We start from the raw sequence: 16068 nt of genomic DNA on the forward strand, positions 1-16068 counted from the left end.
AATCGCGGCAATCTCATGCGATTCGGTGCGTAGGGTCCGTTATCTGTTTATAATCAAAGCAATTTTAAAGGATTCGAAGGTGGTTGTATGCTGGATCGTGAAGGCTTTCGCCCGAACGTCGGCATCATCCTCTTGAACGCGCACAACGAGGTGTTTTGGGGCAAACGGCTCCGTGAACATTCCTGGCAGTTTCCGCAAGGGGGCATCAAATATGGCGAGACCCCCGTGCAAGCGATGTATCGGGAGTTACACGAAGAGACCGGACTGCTTCCTGAGCACGTCAAGGTGATCGGTCGCACGCGCGACTGGTTGCGTTATGAGGTGCCTGACAAGTTCATCAAGCGCGAAGTACGCGGTCATTACCGCGGCCAGAAACAAATCTGGTTTTTGCTCCGGATGGTAGGACGCGACTGCGACATCTGTTTGCGCGCCACCGACCACCCTGAGTTCGATGCGTGGCGTTGGAACGAGTATTGGGTACCGCTCGACTGTGTGATCGAGTTCAAGCGGGATGTGTATCAGTTGGCGCTGACGGAGCTGTCCCGTTTCATGCGCCGGCCTGCGCCGCGTGCGGAAAAACCTGGCGGGCATCATGGGTCGCGCTATCCGCGGATAGCGTCGTCGATGCAAAGCCCGCCGGATTCCACGGTAAGCACGGTGGTCACCACCGTCACAACCGTAAGTTCGGTCAGCGTCGAGACTTCGACGCGCGTGCTGGTCGTGCCGGATTGCGGTCCCGGCTCACCGGATGCGAACATCGCCCCGGAGCATGAGCGCGAAACGGCCGAAGCCGACGAGGCCGTCGCCCCGATAGTCCGACGAGGCGTGCGCGATTGACCATTCAAAGGCGGCGGCTCGCGCCGCCTCTCTCTGGCGCGGCTTTCGAGCCGCGTCCGTCTTTCGAGGGCATCATATTGAAAGCATTTGCACTCGCCGTGGCGTGCGTCGCCACCGGCGCCCTGCTGGCAGGCTGTTCGAGCGCCGGCAAACCGACCAACAAAGACGACAGCGCGTTCGTCTATCTGCTGGATCGCAAAAGCAACTGGGTTGAAAACAAGGTCGACACGTTGCCGCCGCTGCCCACTGACGCGAACCTTCTGCCGTTCGAGGTCTCCGGCAATACGCCGCTCCAGTTCGCGATCGACCCGAAATCGGTCAGCGTCGGCGACGACGGTGTCGTGCGTTACACGGTGGTCGTCACGAGCCCGGGCGGCGCGCGCAACGTCAATTACGAGGGCATCCGCTGCGACACGTATGAATGGCGCCAATACGCGGGCCTGAACGCCGATCACGACGGTTGGGACACGACGGTCGCGAACCAGTTTTCGCGCATCGAAAACGGCGCGCTGAACGCGTACCAGGCCGCGCTGTATCAGGACTATATGTGCGCGAACAAGATTCCGACCGGCAGCGCGCAACGCATCGTCGAGAACATTCGTTACAAGCGCACGCAGACGTCGCAGATTCATTGAGGCATTTCACGCGGCGGACCCGATTCAGGCGCCGTTGCTTGTGCGTGACGAAAAAAAGCCGTTCCAGCCTTTGCTGGAACGGCTTTTTTGTCGGCTCTTTGCGCGCGCGCAGTCCGAAAGATCAAAGCAGCACGAGATTGTCGCGATGAATCAGCTCCGGCTCGAGCATATAGCCGAGCACCGACTCGATTTCGCCGCTCGGACGTCGCTGGATCAGCCTGGTTTCCGCGCTGCTGTAGTTCGTCAAACCACGTGCGACTTCGCGGCCCGACGCGCTCAGACACGCGATCACCTCGCCGCGCGCGAAAGCGCCCTGCACGCCGACGATGCCGATCGGCAGCAGGCTCTTCCCACCGGCGGTCAGTTTTTCGACCGCTCCATCGTCGATCACGACGTGGCCGCGCACCTGCAGATGATCCGCCATCCATTGCTTGCGCGCCGCCATGCGCGCGGTGCGCGCAATTAGCTGCGTGCCGATCGCCTCACCGGCCGCCAGTCTCAGCAGCACATCCGCCTCGCGCCCACTCGCGATCACCGTATTGGCACCGCTATGGGCTGCGCGCTTCGCGGCAAGAATCTTGGTCAGCATGCCGCCGCGGCCGAGGCTCGAGCCCGCGCCGCCCGCCATCGCCTCGAGATCGGGCGCGCCGGCGTCGGCTTGCTGGACGAGCGTCGCGTTCGGGTTCTTGCGCGGATCGGCGGTGAAGAGTCCTTGCTGATCCGTCAGAATGATCAGTGCATCGCCTTCGATCAGATTGGCGACGAGCGCGCCGAGCGTGTCGTTGTCGCCGAACTTGATCTCGTCGGTGACGACCGTATCGTTCTCGTTGATGATCGGTACAACTCCGAGCCGCAGCAGCGTAAGCAGCGTGGAGCGCGCATTCAGATAGCGCTCGCGGTCGGCGAGGTCGGCGTGAGTAAGCAGGATCTGCGCAGTCTGGATGGAGTGCTCGGCGAAGCGGCTTTCGTACACTTGCGCGAGGCCCATCTGGCCGACCGCCGCTGCCGCCTGCAATTCATCGATTTCACGCGGCCGCTTCGTCCAGCCGAGCCGCTGCATGCCCTCGGCGATTGCGCCCGAGCTGACCAGCACCACTTCTTTGCCCTGCGCGCGCAGTTCGGCAATTTGTGCGGCCCAGCGGCCAATCGCCGCATGATCGAGGCCGCGCCCATCGTTCGTGACGAGGCTCGAACCGACTTTGACGACCAATCGCCGTGAATCTGCGATGACGGAACGCATTGTGCGCTGTCTCCCAAGATGACGCGTGATGCATGCCGACACCCGCCGCAGGTGCCGGCGCTCAAGTTGTTATTCCTGCGGATCGGTGCCGGCTTCGCCGGTGGCGGACGGCACTTGTGTCCCCTCGCGGAAACGCACGTCGGAGGCCAGGTCTTCGGCTTCGGCCGCGCGTTGCGCGTCCGAGTGCTCGGCGAGGTAGTCGAACACCGCATAGCAAAGATTTTCACAGCCCTGGCCAGTCAGCGCCGAAATTTCGAACACCGGACCGTCCCAGCCGAAGCCTTCGAGGAAAGCCGCCACGCGCGCTTCGCGATCGTCCTCAGGCACCATGTCCAGCTTATTCAGCACGAGCCAGCGCGGTTTCTGATAAAGCTCTTCGTCGTACTTGCGCAGTTCGTTGACGATCGCCTTCGCTTCCGCGATCGGATCGATCGATTCATCGAATGGTGCAATGTCGACGATGTGCAGCAGCAGCCCAGTGCGCTGCAGGTGACGCAAGAATTGATGGCCGAGGCCGGCACCTTCCGCCGCGCCTTCGATCAGCCCCGGAATGTCCGCAATCACGAAGCTGCGGCTCGGGCCGACGCGCACGACGCCGAGGTTCGGCGCGAGCGTGGTGAACGGGTAATCGGCAATTTTCGGCTTCGCGTTCGACACCGATGAGATAAACGTCGATTTGCCTGCATTCGGCATGCCGAGCAGACCGACGTCGGCCAACACTTTCAGTTCGAGGCGGACCATGCGGCGCTCGCCCGGCTTGCCGTCGGTCTTCTGACGCGGCGCGCGGTTCGTGCTGGACTTGAAATGAAGGTTGCCGAGACCGCCGGCGCCGCCTTGCGCGATTTGCACGCTCTGGTTGTGCTCGGTCAGATCGGCGATCAGCTCGCCGGTTTCCATATCCGTGATGGTCGTGCCGACCGGCATGCGCAGCGTGATGTCGTCGCCGCCCTTGCCATAACAATCGGAGCCGCGGCCGTTTTCGCCGTTACGCGCCAGATGTTTTTTCGCGTAGCGGTAGTCGATCAGCGTGTTGATGTTGCGGTCAGCAACCGCGATCACACTGCCGCCCCTGCCGCCGTCACCGCCATCAGGGCCGCCAAACGGAACGAACTTCTCGCGGCGCATCGACGCGCTGCCATCCCCTCCGTCGCCGGCGATGACTTCAATCCTCGCTTCGTCAATGAACTTCATGCGTTACTCCGTCCCGTGGTGTACTGCCCGATTCGATGCAGGGGTTGATACTGATTGGATGCTGCTATTTTGCCGCGCGCGCCGCGCGTTGAGCAATCGACCGAACGGCATAGTCGCCGGTGACGAGCGTCAGCTACGCGGCTTCAGCGCCAAGCGAAAGAGGCGCCGCAATAAAAAAGGCCCCGCGAACTTCGCGGGGCCTTTTCCGGTCCTGAAGCCCGTGCCTGATTAAACTCAGGCTGCCGGGACGACGGAAACGGTGTGCTTCTTCGCCGCGCCCTTCGTCGAGAACTGGACGTGGCCGTCCTTCAGCGCGAACAGGGTGTGATCCTTGCCCATGCCGACGTTCTCGCCAGCGTGCATCCGCGTACCGCGCTGACGCACGATGATGCCACCAGCATTGATAGCCTGGCCGCCGTAAACCTTAACGCCGAGGCGCTTCGATTCGGAGTCGCGGCCGTTCCGGGACGATCCGCCTGCCTTTTTGTGTGCCATTTGATTTGCTCCTTAACCGGTGCGCTTACGCGTTGATCGCGTCGATGCGCAGTTCGGTATAGTTCTGGCGGTGGCCGCCATGCTTTTGGTAGTGCTTCCGGCGACGCATCTTGAAGATCGTCACTTTGGCGTGACGCCCTTGCGACACGACGGTAGCCTTGACGGAAGCCCCACTGACCAGCGGCGTACCGAACTTAATCGATTCGCCTTCGCCCACTGCGAGAACCTGGTCGAGCGTGATTTCAGCGTCAATGTCTGCCGGTATCTGTTCTACTTTAAGTTTTTCGCCGACGGCAACCTTGTACTGCTTGCCACCGGTTTTTATGACCGCGTACATTGAGAACCTCACTCTGTATTCATTTTTCCCACGCACCGCGCGCGGAAACTCTCAATTATACATAGAGTTAGCTGCTCGGTCAAAACCTGCTTACCAAACGGCCTACCGTTTGGGTTCGCCCTCTCTCGCAAGCGCTGGCAGACAATAAACCAGCGACGCGCAGCGGCCCGCAGACGGCCTTGGCGAGCGGCCCTCCCGCCATGCGGAAGGCATCCGCGCCGCAGCCAACGACCCGGACGCGCCCCGATCGCCTTATAATTCGCGGCACTACCCAATTCAGCCATCATGTCGTCGACTGCCACCACCTCCCCCAACGTCGCCAGCCTGCTTGCTCCGATCGCCGAAGACATGCAGCAGGTCAATCGCGTCATCCGGCAACGTCTTGCGTCGGACGTGATGCTGATCAATCAGATTTCCGAGTACATCATCAGCGCCGGCGGCAAGCGGCTGCGGCCCGCGCTGCTGTTGCTGGTGGCGGGCGCGCTGGGCGATACGACGGGGCACCGGCACGAACTGGCCGCGGTCGTCGAATTCATTCACACGGCCACGCTGCTGCATGACGACGTGGTCGACGAATCCGACCTTCGGCGCGGCCGTCAGACCGCCAACGCGCTGTTCGGCAACGCCGCGAGCGTGCTCGTCGGCGATTTCCTGTATTCGCGCTCGTTCCAGATGATGGTCGGCGTGGGCAAGATGCGCGTGATGGAAATTCTGTCGGAGGCGACCAACATCATCTCCGAAGGCGAAGTGCTGCAGTTGTTGAACATGCACGATGCCGACGTCGACGAAGCCCGCTACATGCAGGTGATCCGCTACAAAACCGCAAAGTTGTTCGAGGCGGCCGCCCAACTCGGCGCGGTGCTGGCTGGCGCGGACGCGAAAACCGAAGCCGCCGCCGCCGAATATGGCCGCCGCATCGGCACCGCATTCCAGATCATGGACGACTGGCTCGACTACACGGGCACGGCCGAGTCGATGGGCAAGAACGCCGGCGACGATCTGCGCGAAGGCAAACCGACGCTGCCGCTCATCTACCTGATCGAACGCGGCACGCCCGAGCAATCGGCGCTCGCGCGCGAAGCCATCGAGCAAGGTGGCACCGACCGTTTCGATACGATTTTCGACGCGATCACGCGCTCGGGCGCGCTCGACCACACGCTCGAGTGCGCGAAGCAGGAGGCGCAAGCAGCTGCGGCAGCAGTTTCTTCATTTCCCCATTCCATTTTCAAAGAGAGCCTGCTAGAATTATGTTCTTACTCGACGGCAAGACAGTCTTGAACGAGACTGAAACGCCGAATTAGTCTGAGTCGAGTCCGCAGTACCAAATCGGGGTGTAGCTTAGCCTGGTAGAGCGCTACGTTCGGGACGTAGAGGCCGGAGGTTCGAATCCTCTCACCCCGACCAGATTCTCCTTGTTAGCCCAAGGTTCAAAAACCGCCGCAGCATTGCTCGGCGGTTTTTTGTTTTGCGCGGCAGTTTTTTGCTGCTCTCGTGCCTTTCGATGCTTTCTTTTCCTCCGGCTCGACAGACACAGCGCGTACGTTGCGACGTTGTCGTTCTAGCGGGATCAGCTGCCGCCCACGGCCGAGCGCGCGGCCCCCTCTGCTATATTCTGTCCATCCTTTCCCTTATTTATCACGACGCGTGGACCAACTTCCCTTATGGGCGCAGATCGGCGCCGTCCTTCTGCTGCTTGTCTGCTCCGCCTTCTTTTCCATTTCCGAGACAGCGATGATGGCGCTCAACCGTCATCGACTCAAACATCTCGCCAGCAAAAACACCCTCGGCGCGAAAACTACCCAGGGACTACTCGCAAAAACCGATCAGTTGCTGAGCGTGATCCTGATCGGCAACAACCTGTTCAACACCATCATTCCGGTACTGACCACATCGCTCGCGTTGCATACGTTCGGCCGCAATAGCCTCGTGCTGTCGATCGCGACCGGTATCGTCGCCTTCCTCATCATCGTGTTCGCGGAAATCACGCCGAAGATCGTCGGCGCAACCTTTCCCGAAAAAATCGCGCTGCCCGCGAGCCTGCTGATCGCGCCGCTGATGCGCGTCGCGAAACCGGTGATCTGGTTCGTCAACCTGTTCGCCACCGGCATCCTGCGCGTGCTGCACATCAACACGAAGGGCGCGCGCGATCAGCGACTGTCCACCGAAGAACTGCGCACCATCGTGCTCGAGTCGGGCAGCTTCATGCCGACCAAACACCGCAGCATCCTGCTGAATCTGTTCGACCTCGAAAACATCTCCGTCGATGACGTGATGATCCCGCGCCGCCGCATCGAAGCACTCGACTTCGATGCACCGTTCGAACAGATCCTGCATCAACTGGAGACCTGCTACCACAACAAGCTGATCGTCTACCAGGGCGACATCGACCGCGTGCTCGGTGTGCTGCACGTGCGCAAGACGCTGTCAGCGCTGCACAACCAGGAACTCGAACGCGATACCTTGCGCGAGCTGCTCGCCGAGCCGTACTTCGTGCCGAGCGGCACGCCGGTGTTCCAGCAGCTGCAATACTTTCAGGAGAGCCGGCACCGCATCGCGCTCGTCGTCAACGAATACGGCGAACTGCAAGGCCTCGTCACGCCGGAAGACATCATCGAGGAGCTGATCGGCGAATTCACCACGTCGATTCCGCGTGGCGCCAGTTCGCGCGGCGGCTGGAACGAGGCGGGCGAATGCATCGTCGCGGGCAGCATGCCATTGCGCGAACTGAACCGCTGGCTGCAACTCGCGCTGCCCACTGATGGCCCCAAAACGCTCAACGGCCTGATTCTCGAAATTCTCGAAGACATTCCCGACGGCGACGTCTGCGTGCGCATCGGCGACACCAAGCTCGAAGTGATGCGCAGTGACGATCAGGCAATCCGCACCGTCAAGCTGTTCAAATCGTCATCGCGCACGAAGGCCGGAAAAGCAAGGTCTGGCTGAAGCTCGCGCCGTCGGTTGTTGATGCATGGTCATCGTTGCACAGGCCCACGACGCGCGCCATTAGCCGAATGGCCGAATGGCATTCGGACGCCCGCATCCGGAAGATGACGCCATCATGTTCTACAGGCGGCTCATCACCGGTCTCTCATGCAAACACCCTTCGCCACCGCCGCGGCGTTGCCGCGCCCACTCGCTGCCGACGGCGAATCCAGCGCAACGAACCTGAACGATCAGGACAACGCCCCGGCCGTGCGTCTGTTGACCGACACGTTGCACGAAGCGACGCGGCGCAATGCGTCGGATATCCACATCGAGCCGGCCGAGCATGGCTGGCGTGTACGGCTGCGCATCGACGGCGTACTGCATGAAATCCCGCGGCCGCCCGCGCATCTACGCGACGCGTTCGTCACCCGTGTGAAGGTGCTCGCGCGCATGGACATCGCCGAGCGTCGCGTGCCGCAGGACGGCCGGCTACGCCTTGCGACGTCGCCCGGGCGGCTCGAGGATTACCGCGTCAATTCGCTACCGACGCTGTTCGGCGAAAAGCTCGTGCTACGACGGCTCGACGCGCTGCCCGCCGATCTTTCGCTCGATTCGCTCGGCCTCGATCCGCGGCAGCGCGAAGCCGTGGACGCCGCGATCCGCGCGCCGCACGGTCTGATGCTCGTCACCGGACCAACGGGCAGTGGCAAGACGCTGTCGCTGTACTGCTTCCTGAATCTGCTGAACGGCGAGGCGCGCAACCTCTGCTCGGTGGAAGACCCGGCCGAGATCCAACTGGCCGGCATCAACCAGGTCAGCGTGCGCGAAAAAGCCGGGCTGACGTTCGCGGTCGCACTGCGCGCGTTCCTGCGTCAGGACCCGGACGTGATCATGGTCGGCGAAATCCGCGACAACGAAACCGCCGACGTCGCCGTGAAGGCCGCCCAAACCGGCCACCTCGTGCTGTCCACGCTGCATACGAACGACGCGCCCGCGGCCATCGCGCGGCTCATCGATATCGGTGTCGAGCCATACAACCTTGCCGCCGCGCTGCGGATGGTGACCGCGCAGCGGCTGGTGCGGCGACTGTGCGTCGCGTGCCGCGCACCCGCGCCGCATTCGGCGACGGCGCTTCACGCCGCGGGCTTCGGCGAACATGAGCTCGACGGCTGGCAACCGTATGCGGCGACCGGATGCGCGGCTTGCCATGGCATCGGCTATCGGGGGCGCGTCGGCATCCATCAGGTGATGCCCGTTTCCGACGCAATGCGCGAGCTGATCGTCGCAAGCGCGGGCGCGCACGAACTGGCCCGCCTCGCGCAGACCGAACAGGTCGCGACACTACGCGACGCGGCGTTAGCGCGCGTGCGCGACGGCACCACCAGTCTCGCCGAAGCGCTCGCCGCCACGGAGGTCGCATGAGTACCGCCGCGCTGTCACCGACGCGGCCCGTCTCAGCCGACCTGCGCTTCAGATGGCGAGGCGTCGACGCGGACGGCACGCGCCAGAGCGGCACTCTGATCGCACCCGACGCGAGCGCCGCGCGCACGCTGCTCAAACGCGACAACCTCTTTATCGTCGAGCTCGCAACGCAAGGGCCGGCGCCGCGCCCGAAGACCAGCGCGGCCGATGTCACGCTGTTCACGCGGCAACTTTCGAGTCTGCTGCGGGCCGGCTTGCCGCTCGCGCCCGCGCTCGAACTGCTCGCGCAGACGCCGACGTCTGGTCAGCGGCAAGGCATGCCGCGAATCGTCGGCACTGTCGCGCGCGACATCACCGCCGGCCTGCGGTTTTCGGCGGCCTTGCAGCGGCATCCGGCGCAGTTCAATCCGCTGTATTGCCAACTCGTCGAGGTGGGTGAAGCGGCGGGCGCACTGGTCACCGTGCTCTCCCGCCTCGCAGACGATCGCGAACGCGCCGCCGCGCAGCGTGCCAAGGTGCGCGCGGCTCTCACCTATCCAGTCGCGATCCTGCTGCTCGCGATCGCGATAACCGCCGCTTTGCTGGTGTGGGTCGTGCCGACGTTCAAGCAGATCTTCGATGGCTTCGGCGCGAAGTTACCCGCGCCGACGCAGTTCGTGCTGGCACTCTCGGCGGGTGCCGCGCGCTGGAGTGTGCCGCTGTTCGTGCTGATGGTCGCAATGAGCTCGACAATCACGTTCGTGCTGCGTCGGTCGATAAACGCGCGCATTCGCTTCGCTCGCCTGTCGCTCAACCTGCCGGTGGCCGGCCCGCTACTGCGCACGCTGTGCGCGGCGCGCTGGAGTCGCGCGCTCGGCACCCTGCTGTCCGCCGGCACACCGCTCGCCGACGCGTTCGATTCGCTCATTCAAGCGACCGGCAATGCCTTCTTCGATCGCGCGACGGCAAGCATCGCCATCAGACTGCGGCGCGGCGAACGGCTCGCCGCGGCGATGCGCGCGGCTCGCTGCTTTCCTGCCGAGGTCGTGCAGCCCGTCGCGGTCGCCGAGGAATCCGGCGCGCTCGACAGCATGCTGCTCGATGTCGCGTCGCTTGCGGACCGCCAGGTCGACGACAGGATCGGCACGCTATCGAGCCTGTGCGAACCGCTCGTGATCGTCGTGCTCGGCACGCTGGTCGGCGGCCTCGTAATCGCGATGTATCTTCCCATTATTCAACTCGGCAACGTGGTGTAGCATCGCAGCCGAACCCACACCATCACCATGCAGGCTCCTCTTCCGCTCGTGTCACAAACTTCCTCCAGCCTGCTTGCGGGCTCAGTGCCAGGCCGCTGTGCCAGCGATATCGGCCTCGTGCTCGCGAGCCTGCCAGCCGGCGTGCAGATCGCGTTCGCGATCGTGCTCGGCCTCGTCATTGGCAGCTTCCTGAACGTGGTCGTGCATCGACTGCCGATCATGCTCGAGCGTGCGTGGCGCACCGAAATCAGCGAGGCCACCGACGCGCCGCAACCCGACGACGAACTGCCCGAGCGCTATAACCTATGGGTGCCGCGTAGCGCGTGCCCGCATTGCGGCCACGTACTGAGCGCGTGGGAAAACTTGCCGGTGTTGAGCTACCTGCTGTTACGCGGCCGTTGTTCCGCATGCGGCACGCGCATCAGTGCACGCTATCCGCTGCTCGAAATCGCGAGCGCAGCTTTCGCGGCAGGCGCACTGATGGCCTTCGGCCCGACGCTGATGGCACTTGCAGCGTTCGGCCTGTGCGCAACGTTGCTTGCGATGAGCGCGATCGATATCGACACGCATCTGCTGCCCGATTCGTTGACCTTGCCGCTGTTGTGGGCCGGCCTGATCGTCAATTTCAACGGCATGTTCGCGAACCTGCATGATGCGGTGCTCGGGGCTATCTTCGGATATCTGGTGTTATGGGCCGTGCATTGGGCGTTCAGGCTCGTGCGCGGTATCGAAGGCATGGGCTATGGCGACTTCAAACTGCTCGCGGCGCTCGGCGCGTGGCTCGGCTGGCCAGCGCTGCCGCAGATCGTGCTGGTCGCCGCGGTGGCCGGTGCCGTGATCGGCCTCGCGGCGACGTGGGGCGGCCGTATGCGCTTCGAGGAGCCGCTGCCGTTCGGACCATTTCTCGCGGCGGGCGGTGCGCTCACGCTGTTTGCCGGCACGCCGCTTTACCTGGCTTTGGGAGGCTGAAGCATGTTCGTTGTGGGACTCACCGGCGGCATCGGTAGCGGCAAGTCGACGGTTGCCAATCTGTTCGCCGCGCGCGGCGTGCCGCTCGTCGATACCGACGTGATCGCGCATCGCATCACCGCGCCGCATGGCCTCGCGATGCCGCACATTGCCGCCGAATTCGGTACAGAGTTCGTCGCCGCCGACGGCTCGCTCGATCGCGCGCGCATGCGCACGCTGGTGTTCAGCGACGACACCGCGCGCAAACGTCTCGAAGGCATCACGCATCCGCTGATTCGCGCGGAAACCGAGCGCGAAGAGCGCGAAGCGCAAGGCCCGTATGTGATCGTCGTGGTGCCGTTGCTGGTCGAGTCCGGGACCTGGAAGAACCGCGTGAATCGCGTGCTTACCGTCGATTGCAGCGTCGACACGCAAGTCGCGCGGGTGATGAGCCGCAACGGCTTCAGCCGTGAGCAGGTGCTCGCGATCATCGCGCGCCAGGCTACGCGCGAAGCGCGCCTCGCCGCCGCCGACGACGTGATCGTCAATGACAATGCGCCGCGCCTGGAACTCGAGGCGCAGGTGGACGCTCACCACCAAGCGTATCTGTCGCTCGCGAAGGGTGAGGCGGAGTCGTAGTGCGCGAAGGTCTCAGGTCGGCCTCGCCGCAAGCATCAAACGCACGATGCCCTGTGCAGGCAGATTCGCATCCTCGACACGCGTCGTCACCGACACAATTGAACTTTTGCGCGCATGCGGGAGCCGAAGCGCTCATACCACGGGGAACTGACAAAAAAGTTGCGAAAGCACGCGGAAAGCGTGCGTGATTGCCTGGGTAGTCCCACGGCATTAGAATGTTTTGCATTCCTGTCACCGACCACGCCCGAGGCGAGCCCGCTTGATCCTTTACGAGTACCCCTTCAATGAGCGAATCCGGACGCTGTTGCGGCTCGAAGATCTGTTCGAGCGCTTCACGTTCTTTCTGACTCAGGAAGACGCGCGGGAACATCACGTCGCACTGACAACGCTGTTCGAAATCTCCGAAGTAGCGGGCCGCGCGGATCTGAAGTCGGATCTGATGAAAGAGCTCGAGCGCCAGCGGCAAACGCTCGCGCCGTTTCGCGGCAATCCGGGCATCGAGCAAGACGCGCTCGAAGCGGTGCTCGGCGAAATCGAGCAGACCCTTGCGGGGCTCACGCAGATGCAAGGCAAGACCGGCCAGCATCTTGCAGACAACGAATGGCTCGCGAGCATTCGCAGCCGCGCAATCATCCCCGGTGGCACCTGCAAATTCGACCTACCCTCGTATTACGCGTGGCAACAGTTGCATCCCGATCAGCGTCGCCAGGACATCGCCAAGTGGGTCACGCCGCTTTTGCCGTTGCGCGACGCGGCCACGATCGTGCTGCGGCTCGCGCGCGAGTCGGGCCAGGCGTCGAAGGTGATGGCGATGCAAGGCAGCTACCAGCAAATGCTGTCGGGCCGCTCGTATCAATTGATGCAGGTTCGCGTCGCTCCCGAATTGCGCGTGATTCCCGAAGCGAGCGCCAACAAGTACATGCTGTGGGTGCGCTTCACGGTGCAGGACGGCGATCTGCGGCCGCGTGCGGTCGACGTCGACGTGCCGTTCCAGCTCACGCTCTGCAGCCTGTAACCGCCCGTCAATCACCGCCGCATTGAGCGGCGCATACCGGATTTGACCGAACGCGCCTTTGAAGCGGCGCGAAATAGCCCTATATTCGTTACTTGTTCCGTTTGCGATCGACCGTCCGACCGTATGCCTACCGTCGTCAAATGTCCTACCTGCGGTAAAGATGTCCGCTGGACCCCCGAGAGCCGCTTCCGTCCTTTCTGCTCCGAGCGCTGCAAGCAGATCGATCTTGGCGCATGGGCCGCCGAAAAATACCGGATTGGCGGCAATGAACAGGAAGGGTCTTCCTCCGAAGAGGAAACGCCGCGCGGCGACTACAACCCGCACTGAGCGAGCCAGTAAAAAAGCCACGCGTACCGACGCTGCCGAGACAGCGCCCGCTATCGCGTGGCCTTTTCAGTCACTCTGTTTCAATCAATCACTTGTGCTCGGCCGCGAGCCACTCCAGCACCGGAATTGTGGCCGGCAGCAACGGCGAGACATCCGCAGGCAAGCTCTGCCACACGAAGGCCTGGCCCTCACGCCCGTGCGGCTCGCCGGACCACTGCGTCACCTTGCAGAAGAAAAGGCGCACATACGCGTGCGGATAATCGTGTTCGAGCGTATGCCACAGATGGCTCGCCTCGACCTCGATTCCGAGCTCCTCGTGCAGCTCGCGCGCAAGCGCGGCCTCGACCGATTCGCCCGCTTCGAGCTTGCCGCCCGGAAACTCCCAATAGCCCTCGTACGGCTTGCCCGCCGGACGCTGGGCGAGCAGATAGCGGCCATCCGGCTGCACCAGCACGCCGACCGCGACTTCGGTGACGGGACGGCCAGCGCCGTTGGCGGCGGCGCGATTGCCCGCGCTTTTGCTAGCGTCGCTCATGCCGGCGTCTTACGTCCGGACCAGTCGCGCGCGAACTGCCACGCGACCCGCCCGGAGCGTGAGCCGCGTTCGAGCGCCCACACGAGCGCATCACCGCGCGCCGCTTCGATCTCGGCGTCGTCGCAACCGAAATGGCGCAGCCAGTGCGCGATGATCGTCAGATAGTCGTCCTGCTTGAACGGATAGAAGCTGACCCACAGCCCGAAACGCTCCGACAGCGAAATCTTCTCTTCGACCAGTTCACCCGGATGAATCTCGCCGTCCGACGTGTGCTTGTAAGTCTCGTTGTCGCTCATGTACTCGGGCAGCAGATGGCGGCGGTTCGACGTCGCGTAGATCAGCACGTTGTCGGACTGCGCGGCGACCGAGCCGTCGAGCGCGACCTTCAGCGCCTTGTAGCCCGACTCGCCTTCTTCGAACGACAGGTCGTCGCAGAACACGATGAAGCGCTCCGGGCGCTTCGCGATCAGATCGACGATGTCGCCGAGGTCGTGCAGATCGTCCTTGTCCACTTCGATCAGACGCAGGCCGTCTTTCGCGTACGCGTTCAGACACGCCTTGATCAGCGACGACTTGCCGGTACCCCGCGCGCCCGTCAGCAGCACGTTGTTGGCCGGCTGGCTGCGCACGAACTGGCGCGTGTTCTGTTCGATCAGCCCTTTCTGGCGATCGATGTTCTGCAGGTCGTCGAGCGTGATCGACGAAATCGCGGGCACCGGCTGCAGGTAGCCGCGCCCCTGGCGCTTGCGCCAGCGAAAAGCGACCGCAGCCGACCAGTCGATGTCCGGCTCGGCGGGCGGAAGCATCGCTTCCAGGCGGCCGAGCACGGCTTCGGCCCGGGTCAGAAACTGTTCGAGTTTGTCCATGATAAGTGGGCGGCCAGCGGCCGCGCTTTGAACCTGATTACGAGCGGTAGTCGGCGTTGATGCTCACGTAGTCGTGCGACAAATCGCAGGTCCAGATCGTGGCTTGCGCATTGCCGCGGCCGAGCACCACGCGAATGCCGATCTCGCTCTTTTTCATCACGCGTTGGCCGTCTTCTTCGCGGTAGGCCGGGTTGCGGCCGCCGGCAGTCGCGACCAGCACGTCGTCGAGATACAGATCGATCTTGCCGACGTCGAGATCGTCCACGCCGGCATAGCCGATGGCCGCGAGAATGCGGCCGAGGTTCGGGTCCGATGCATAGAAGGCCGTCTTGACGAGCGGCGAGTGGCCGATCGCGTAGGCGATCTGGCGGCATTCGCCGACACTCGAGCCGCCTTCGACATGCACGGTCATGAACTTGGTCGCGCCTTCACCATCGCGCACGATCAGTTGCGCGAGGCTTTGTGCGACCTCGGTCACCGCGTCGCGCAGCGCTGCATAAGCGGGCGAATCGGTGGACGTGATCGCGGGCAGGCTCGATTTGCCCGACGCGATCAGAATGAACGAATCGTTGGTCGACGTATCGCCATCGATCGTAATGCAGTTGAACGAGCGGTCCGCGACGTGCTTGACGAGCTCGTCGAGCACCGGCTGCGCGACGGCTGCGTCGAACGCGAGGAAGCCGAGCATGGTCGCCATGTTCGGCTTGATCATGCCGGCGCCCTTGCTGATGCCGGTCAGCGTGACCGTGTGGCCGTCGATCGTGACTTGACGCGAGACCGCCTTCGGCAGCGTGTCGGTCGTCATGATCGACTGGGCCGCGTCGTACCAGTTCGCTTCCTTGCGGTTCGCGAGCGCGGCCGGCAAACCGGCCTTCAGACGATCGACCGGCAGAGGTTCGAGAATCACACCCGTCGAGAACGGCAGCACCTGCTCGGGCGCGATGTCGGCGAGGCGCGCGAGTTCCGCGCAGGTTTCGCGCGTCGCCGCGAGGCCCGGCTCGCCGGTGCCCGCGTTCGCGTTGCCGGTATTGATCACCAGCGCGCGAATCGGCTTGCCGCCCGCGCGTGCGCGCTGCAGGTTCTCCCGGCAGACCGTAACGGGCGCCGCGCAGAAACGGTTCTGCGTGAACACGCCGCCTACCGTCGCCCCTTCGTCGACGGAAATGACGAGCACGTCCTTGCGGTTCGGCTTGCGGATATTCGCTTCCGCCCAGCCTAGCGTGACGCCGGCGACGGGGTGGAGTTGAGCGGGATCGATCGAGGGAAAGTTGACAGCCATGGTCGCGACCTGTCGAAGAAAATGCCGGCGGACGCCGGCATCGGGGAAACGGAACTGATGACCCGGGCGTGTTGCCGGGTCACCCGCGAAATCAAAACGGCCAAGCGGCGCTTAAAACGATGCGGCGCGCCATGAAGCGCGC

17 protein-coding genes and 1 tRNA gene are annotated in these 16068 nt (G+C 63.4%); 11 read left to right on the forward strand and 7 right to left on the reverse strand.

From position 1 onward, the window contains the following. Positions 1-87 precede the first annotated feature (87 nt). Together BC1002_RS13495 and BC1002_RS13500 are read left to right on the forward strand one after the other, a co-directional pair. Positions 88-837 carry an RNA pyrophosphohydrolase gene (locus BC1002_RS13495; protein WP_013090586.1) on the forward strand — a complete coding sequence of 250 codons (750 nt, stop codon included), beginning with the start codon at positions 88-90 and terminating at the stop codon, positions 835-837. Between the two features lie 77 nt (positions 838-914). Next, positions 915-1472 (forward strand): CNP1-like family protein, encoded by a 558-nt coding sequence (locus tag BC1002_RS13500; RefSeq protein WP_041734440.1) that lies wholly within the window; start codon positions 915-917, stop codon positions 1470-1472. 121 nt (positions 1473-1593) lie between these two features. On the opposite strand, the gene proB is transcribed toward BC1002_RS13500, so the two are convergent. From proB to rplU, 4 genes are all read right to left on the reverse strand, one after another. After that, a complete protein-coding gene (gene proB, locus BC1002_RS13505; protein WP_013090588.1) occupies positions 1594-2712 on the reverse strand; it encodes a glutamate 5-kinase in 1119 nt (372 codons plus the stop codon). Positions 2713-2781: 69 nt separating this feature from the next. Further along, complete coding sequence (cgtA, locus tag BC1002_RS13510) at positions 2782-3903, reverse strand: Obg family GTPase CgtA (RefSeq protein ID WP_013090589.1); 1122 nt, start codon at positions 3901-3903, stop codon at positions 2782-2784. 234 nt (positions 3904-4137) lie between these two features. Next, positions 4138-4398 (reverse strand): 50S ribosomal protein L27, encoded by a 261-nt coding sequence (gene rpmA / locus BC1002_RS13515; protein WP_008923994.1) that lies wholly within the window; start codon positions 4396-4398, stop codon positions 4138-4140. Between the two features lie 25 nt (positions 4399-4423). Further along, complete coding sequence (gene rplU, locus BC1002_RS13520; RefSeq protein WP_007180329.1) at positions 4424-4735, reverse strand: 50S ribosomal protein L21; 312 nt, start codon at positions 4733-4735, stop codon at positions 4424-4426. 285 nt (positions 4736-5020) lie between these two features. On the opposite strand from rplU, the gene BC1002_RS13525 reads away from it, so the two are divergent. The 9 genes from BC1002_RS13525 (at position 5021) to yacG (ending at position 13246) form a co-directional block, all read left to right on the forward strand. Further along, on the forward strand, positions 5021-6013 hold the full coding sequence (locus tag BC1002_RS13525; RefSeq protein ID WP_013090590.1) for a polyprenyl synthetase family protein: 993 nt from the start codon (positions 5021-5023) through the stop codon (positions 6011-6013). A 49-nt stretch (positions 6014-6062) separates the two neighbouring features. Next, positions 6063-6139, forward strand: a tRNA-Pro gene (locus tag BC1002_RS13530). Between the two features lie 240 nt (positions 6140-6379). Then, positions 6380-7678 carry an HlyC/CorC family transporter gene (locus BC1002_RS13535; RefSeq protein ID WP_013090591.1) on the forward strand — a complete coding sequence of 433 codons (1299 nt, stop codon included), beginning with the start codon at positions 6380-6382 and terminating at the stop codon, positions 7676-7678. A 147-nt stretch (positions 7679-7825) separates the two neighbouring features. Further along, positions 7826-9082 carry a GspE/PulE family protein gene (locus BC1002_RS13540; RefSeq protein ID WP_013090592.1) on the forward strand — a complete coding sequence of 419 codons (1257 nt, stop codon included), beginning with the start codon at positions 7826-7828 and terminating at the stop codon, positions 9080-9082. Continuing rightward, complete coding sequence (locus tag BC1002_RS13545) at positions 9079-10317, forward strand: type II secretion system F family protein (RefSeq protein ID WP_013090593.1); 1239 nt, start codon at positions 9079-9081, stop codon at positions 10315-10317. Before BC1002_RS13540 ends, BC1002_RS13545 begins: the two co-directional genes overlap by 4 nt. 27 nt (positions 10318-10344) lie before the next feature. Continuing rightward, positions 10345-11286 carry a prepilin peptidase gene (locus BC1002_RS13550; protein ID WP_013090594.1) on the forward strand — a complete coding sequence of 314 codons (942 nt, stop codon included), beginning with the start codon at positions 10345-10347 and terminating at the stop codon, positions 11284-11286. Between the two features lie 3 nt (positions 11287-11289). Then, a complete protein-coding gene (gene coaE / locus BC1002_RS13555) occupies positions 11290-11904 on the forward strand; it encodes a dephospho-CoA kinase (protein ID WP_013090595.1) in 615 nt (204 codons plus the stop codon). Positions 11905-12163: 259 nt separating this feature from the next. After that, positions 12164-12919, forward strand: coding sequence for a cell division protein ZapD (gene zapD, locus BC1002_RS13560; protein ID WP_013090596.1), 756 nt, complete (start codon positions 12164-12166; stop codon positions 12917-12919). Between the two features lie 123 nt (positions 12920-13042). After that, on the forward strand, positions 13043-13246 hold the full coding sequence (yacG, locus tag BC1002_RS36275; RefSeq protein WP_013090597.1) for a DNA gyrase inhibitor YacG: 204 nt from the start codon (positions 13043-13045) through the stop codon (positions 13244-13246). An 88-nt stretch (positions 13247-13334) separates the two neighbouring features. On the opposite strand, the gene BC1002_RS13565 is transcribed toward yacG, so the two are convergent. The 3 genes from BC1002_RS13565 to argJ are packed head-to-tail and all read right to left on the reverse strand — an operon-like array spanning position 13335 to position 15926. Beyond that, positions 13335-13781, reverse strand: a complete 447-nt coding sequence (locus BC1002_RS13565; RefSeq protein ID WP_013090598.1) for an NUDIX domain-containing protein — start codon at positions 13779-13781, stop codon at positions 13335-13337. Beyond that, entirely contained in the window at positions 13778-14647 is an 870-nt protein-coding gene (locus BC1002_RS13570) for an ATP-binding protein (protein WP_013090599.1), read from the reverse strand. Before BC1002_RS13570 ends, BC1002_RS13565 begins: the two co-directional genes overlap by 4 nt. 37 nt (positions 14648-14684) lie before the next feature. Then, on the reverse strand, positions 14685-15926 hold the full coding sequence (gene argJ / locus BC1002_RS13575; protein ID WP_013090600.1) for a bifunctional glutamate N-acetyltransferase/amino-acid acetyltransferase ArgJ: 1242 nt from the start codon (positions 15924-15926) through the stop codon (positions 14685-14687). Positions 15927-16068 lie beyond the last annotated feature (142 nt).

The sequence above is a fragment of the Paraburkholderia atlantica genome (genome assembly GCF_000092885.1).
Taxonomy (GTDB): Bacteria; Pseudomonadota; Gammaproteobacteria; order Burkholderiales; family Burkholderiaceae; genus Paraburkholderia; species Paraburkholderia atlantica.

What these genes read in the sequence shown, in the direction of transcription:
- cgtA (WP_013090589.1), bottom strand. Translation starts at nt 3,903, where the DNA reads ATGAAGTTCATTGACGAAGCGAGGATTGAAGTCATCGCCGGCGACGGA.
- yacG (WP_013090597.1), top strand. Translation starts at nt 13,043, where the DNA reads ATGCCTACCGTCGTCAAATGTCCTACCTGCGGTAAAGATGTCCGCTGG.
- rplU (WP_007180329.1), bottom strand. Translation starts at nt 4,735, where the DNA reads ATGTACGCGGTCATAAAAACCGGTGGCAAGCAGTACAAGGTTGCCGTC.
- BC1002_RS13495 (WP_013090586.1), top strand. Translation starts at nt 88, where the DNA reads ATGCTGGATCGTGAAGGCTTTCGCCCGAACGTCGGCATCATCCTCTTG.
- BC1002_RS13540 (WP_013090592.1), top strand. Translation starts at nt 7,826, where the DNA reads ATGCAAACACCCTTCGCCACCGCCGCGGCGTTGCCGCGCCCACTCGCT.
- BC1002_RS13545 (WP_013090593.1), top strand. Translation starts at nt 9,079, where the DNA reads ATGAGTACCGCCGCGCTGTCACCGACGCGGCCCGTCTCAGCCGACCTG.
- argJ (WP_013090600.1), bottom strand. Translation starts at nt 15,926, where the DNA reads ATGGCTGTCAACTTTCCCTCGATCGATCCCGCTCAACTCCACCCCGTC.
- BC1002_RS13570 (WP_013090599.1), bottom strand. Translation starts at nt 14,647, where the DNA reads ATGGACAAACTCGAACAGTTTCTGACCCGGGCCGAAGCCGTGCTCGGC.
- proB (WP_013090588.1), bottom strand. Translation starts at nt 2,712, where the DNA reads ATGCGTTCCGTCATCGCAGATTCACGGCGATTGGTCGTCAAAGTCGGT.
- coaE (WP_013090595.1), top strand. Translation starts at nt 11,290, where the DNA reads ATGTTCGTTGTGGGACTCACCGGCGGCATCGGTAGCGGCAAGTCGACG.
- rpmA (WP_008923994.1), bottom strand. Translation starts at nt 4,398, where the DNA reads ATGGCACACAAAAAGGCAGGCGGATCGTCCCGGAACGGCCGCGACTCC.
- BC1002_RS13525 (WP_013090590.1), top strand. Translation starts at nt 5,021, where the DNA reads ATGTCGTCGACTGCCACCACCTCCCCCAACGTCGCCAGCCTGCTTGCT.
- BC1002_RS13565 (WP_013090598.1), bottom strand. Translation starts at nt 13,781, where the DNA reads ATGAGCGACGCTAGCAAAAGCGCGGGCAATCGCGCCGCCGCCAACGGC.
- BC1002_RS13550 (WP_013090594.1), top strand. Translation starts at nt 10,345, where the DNA reads ATGCAGGCTCCTCTTCCGCTCGTGTCACAAACTTCCTCCAGCCTGCTT.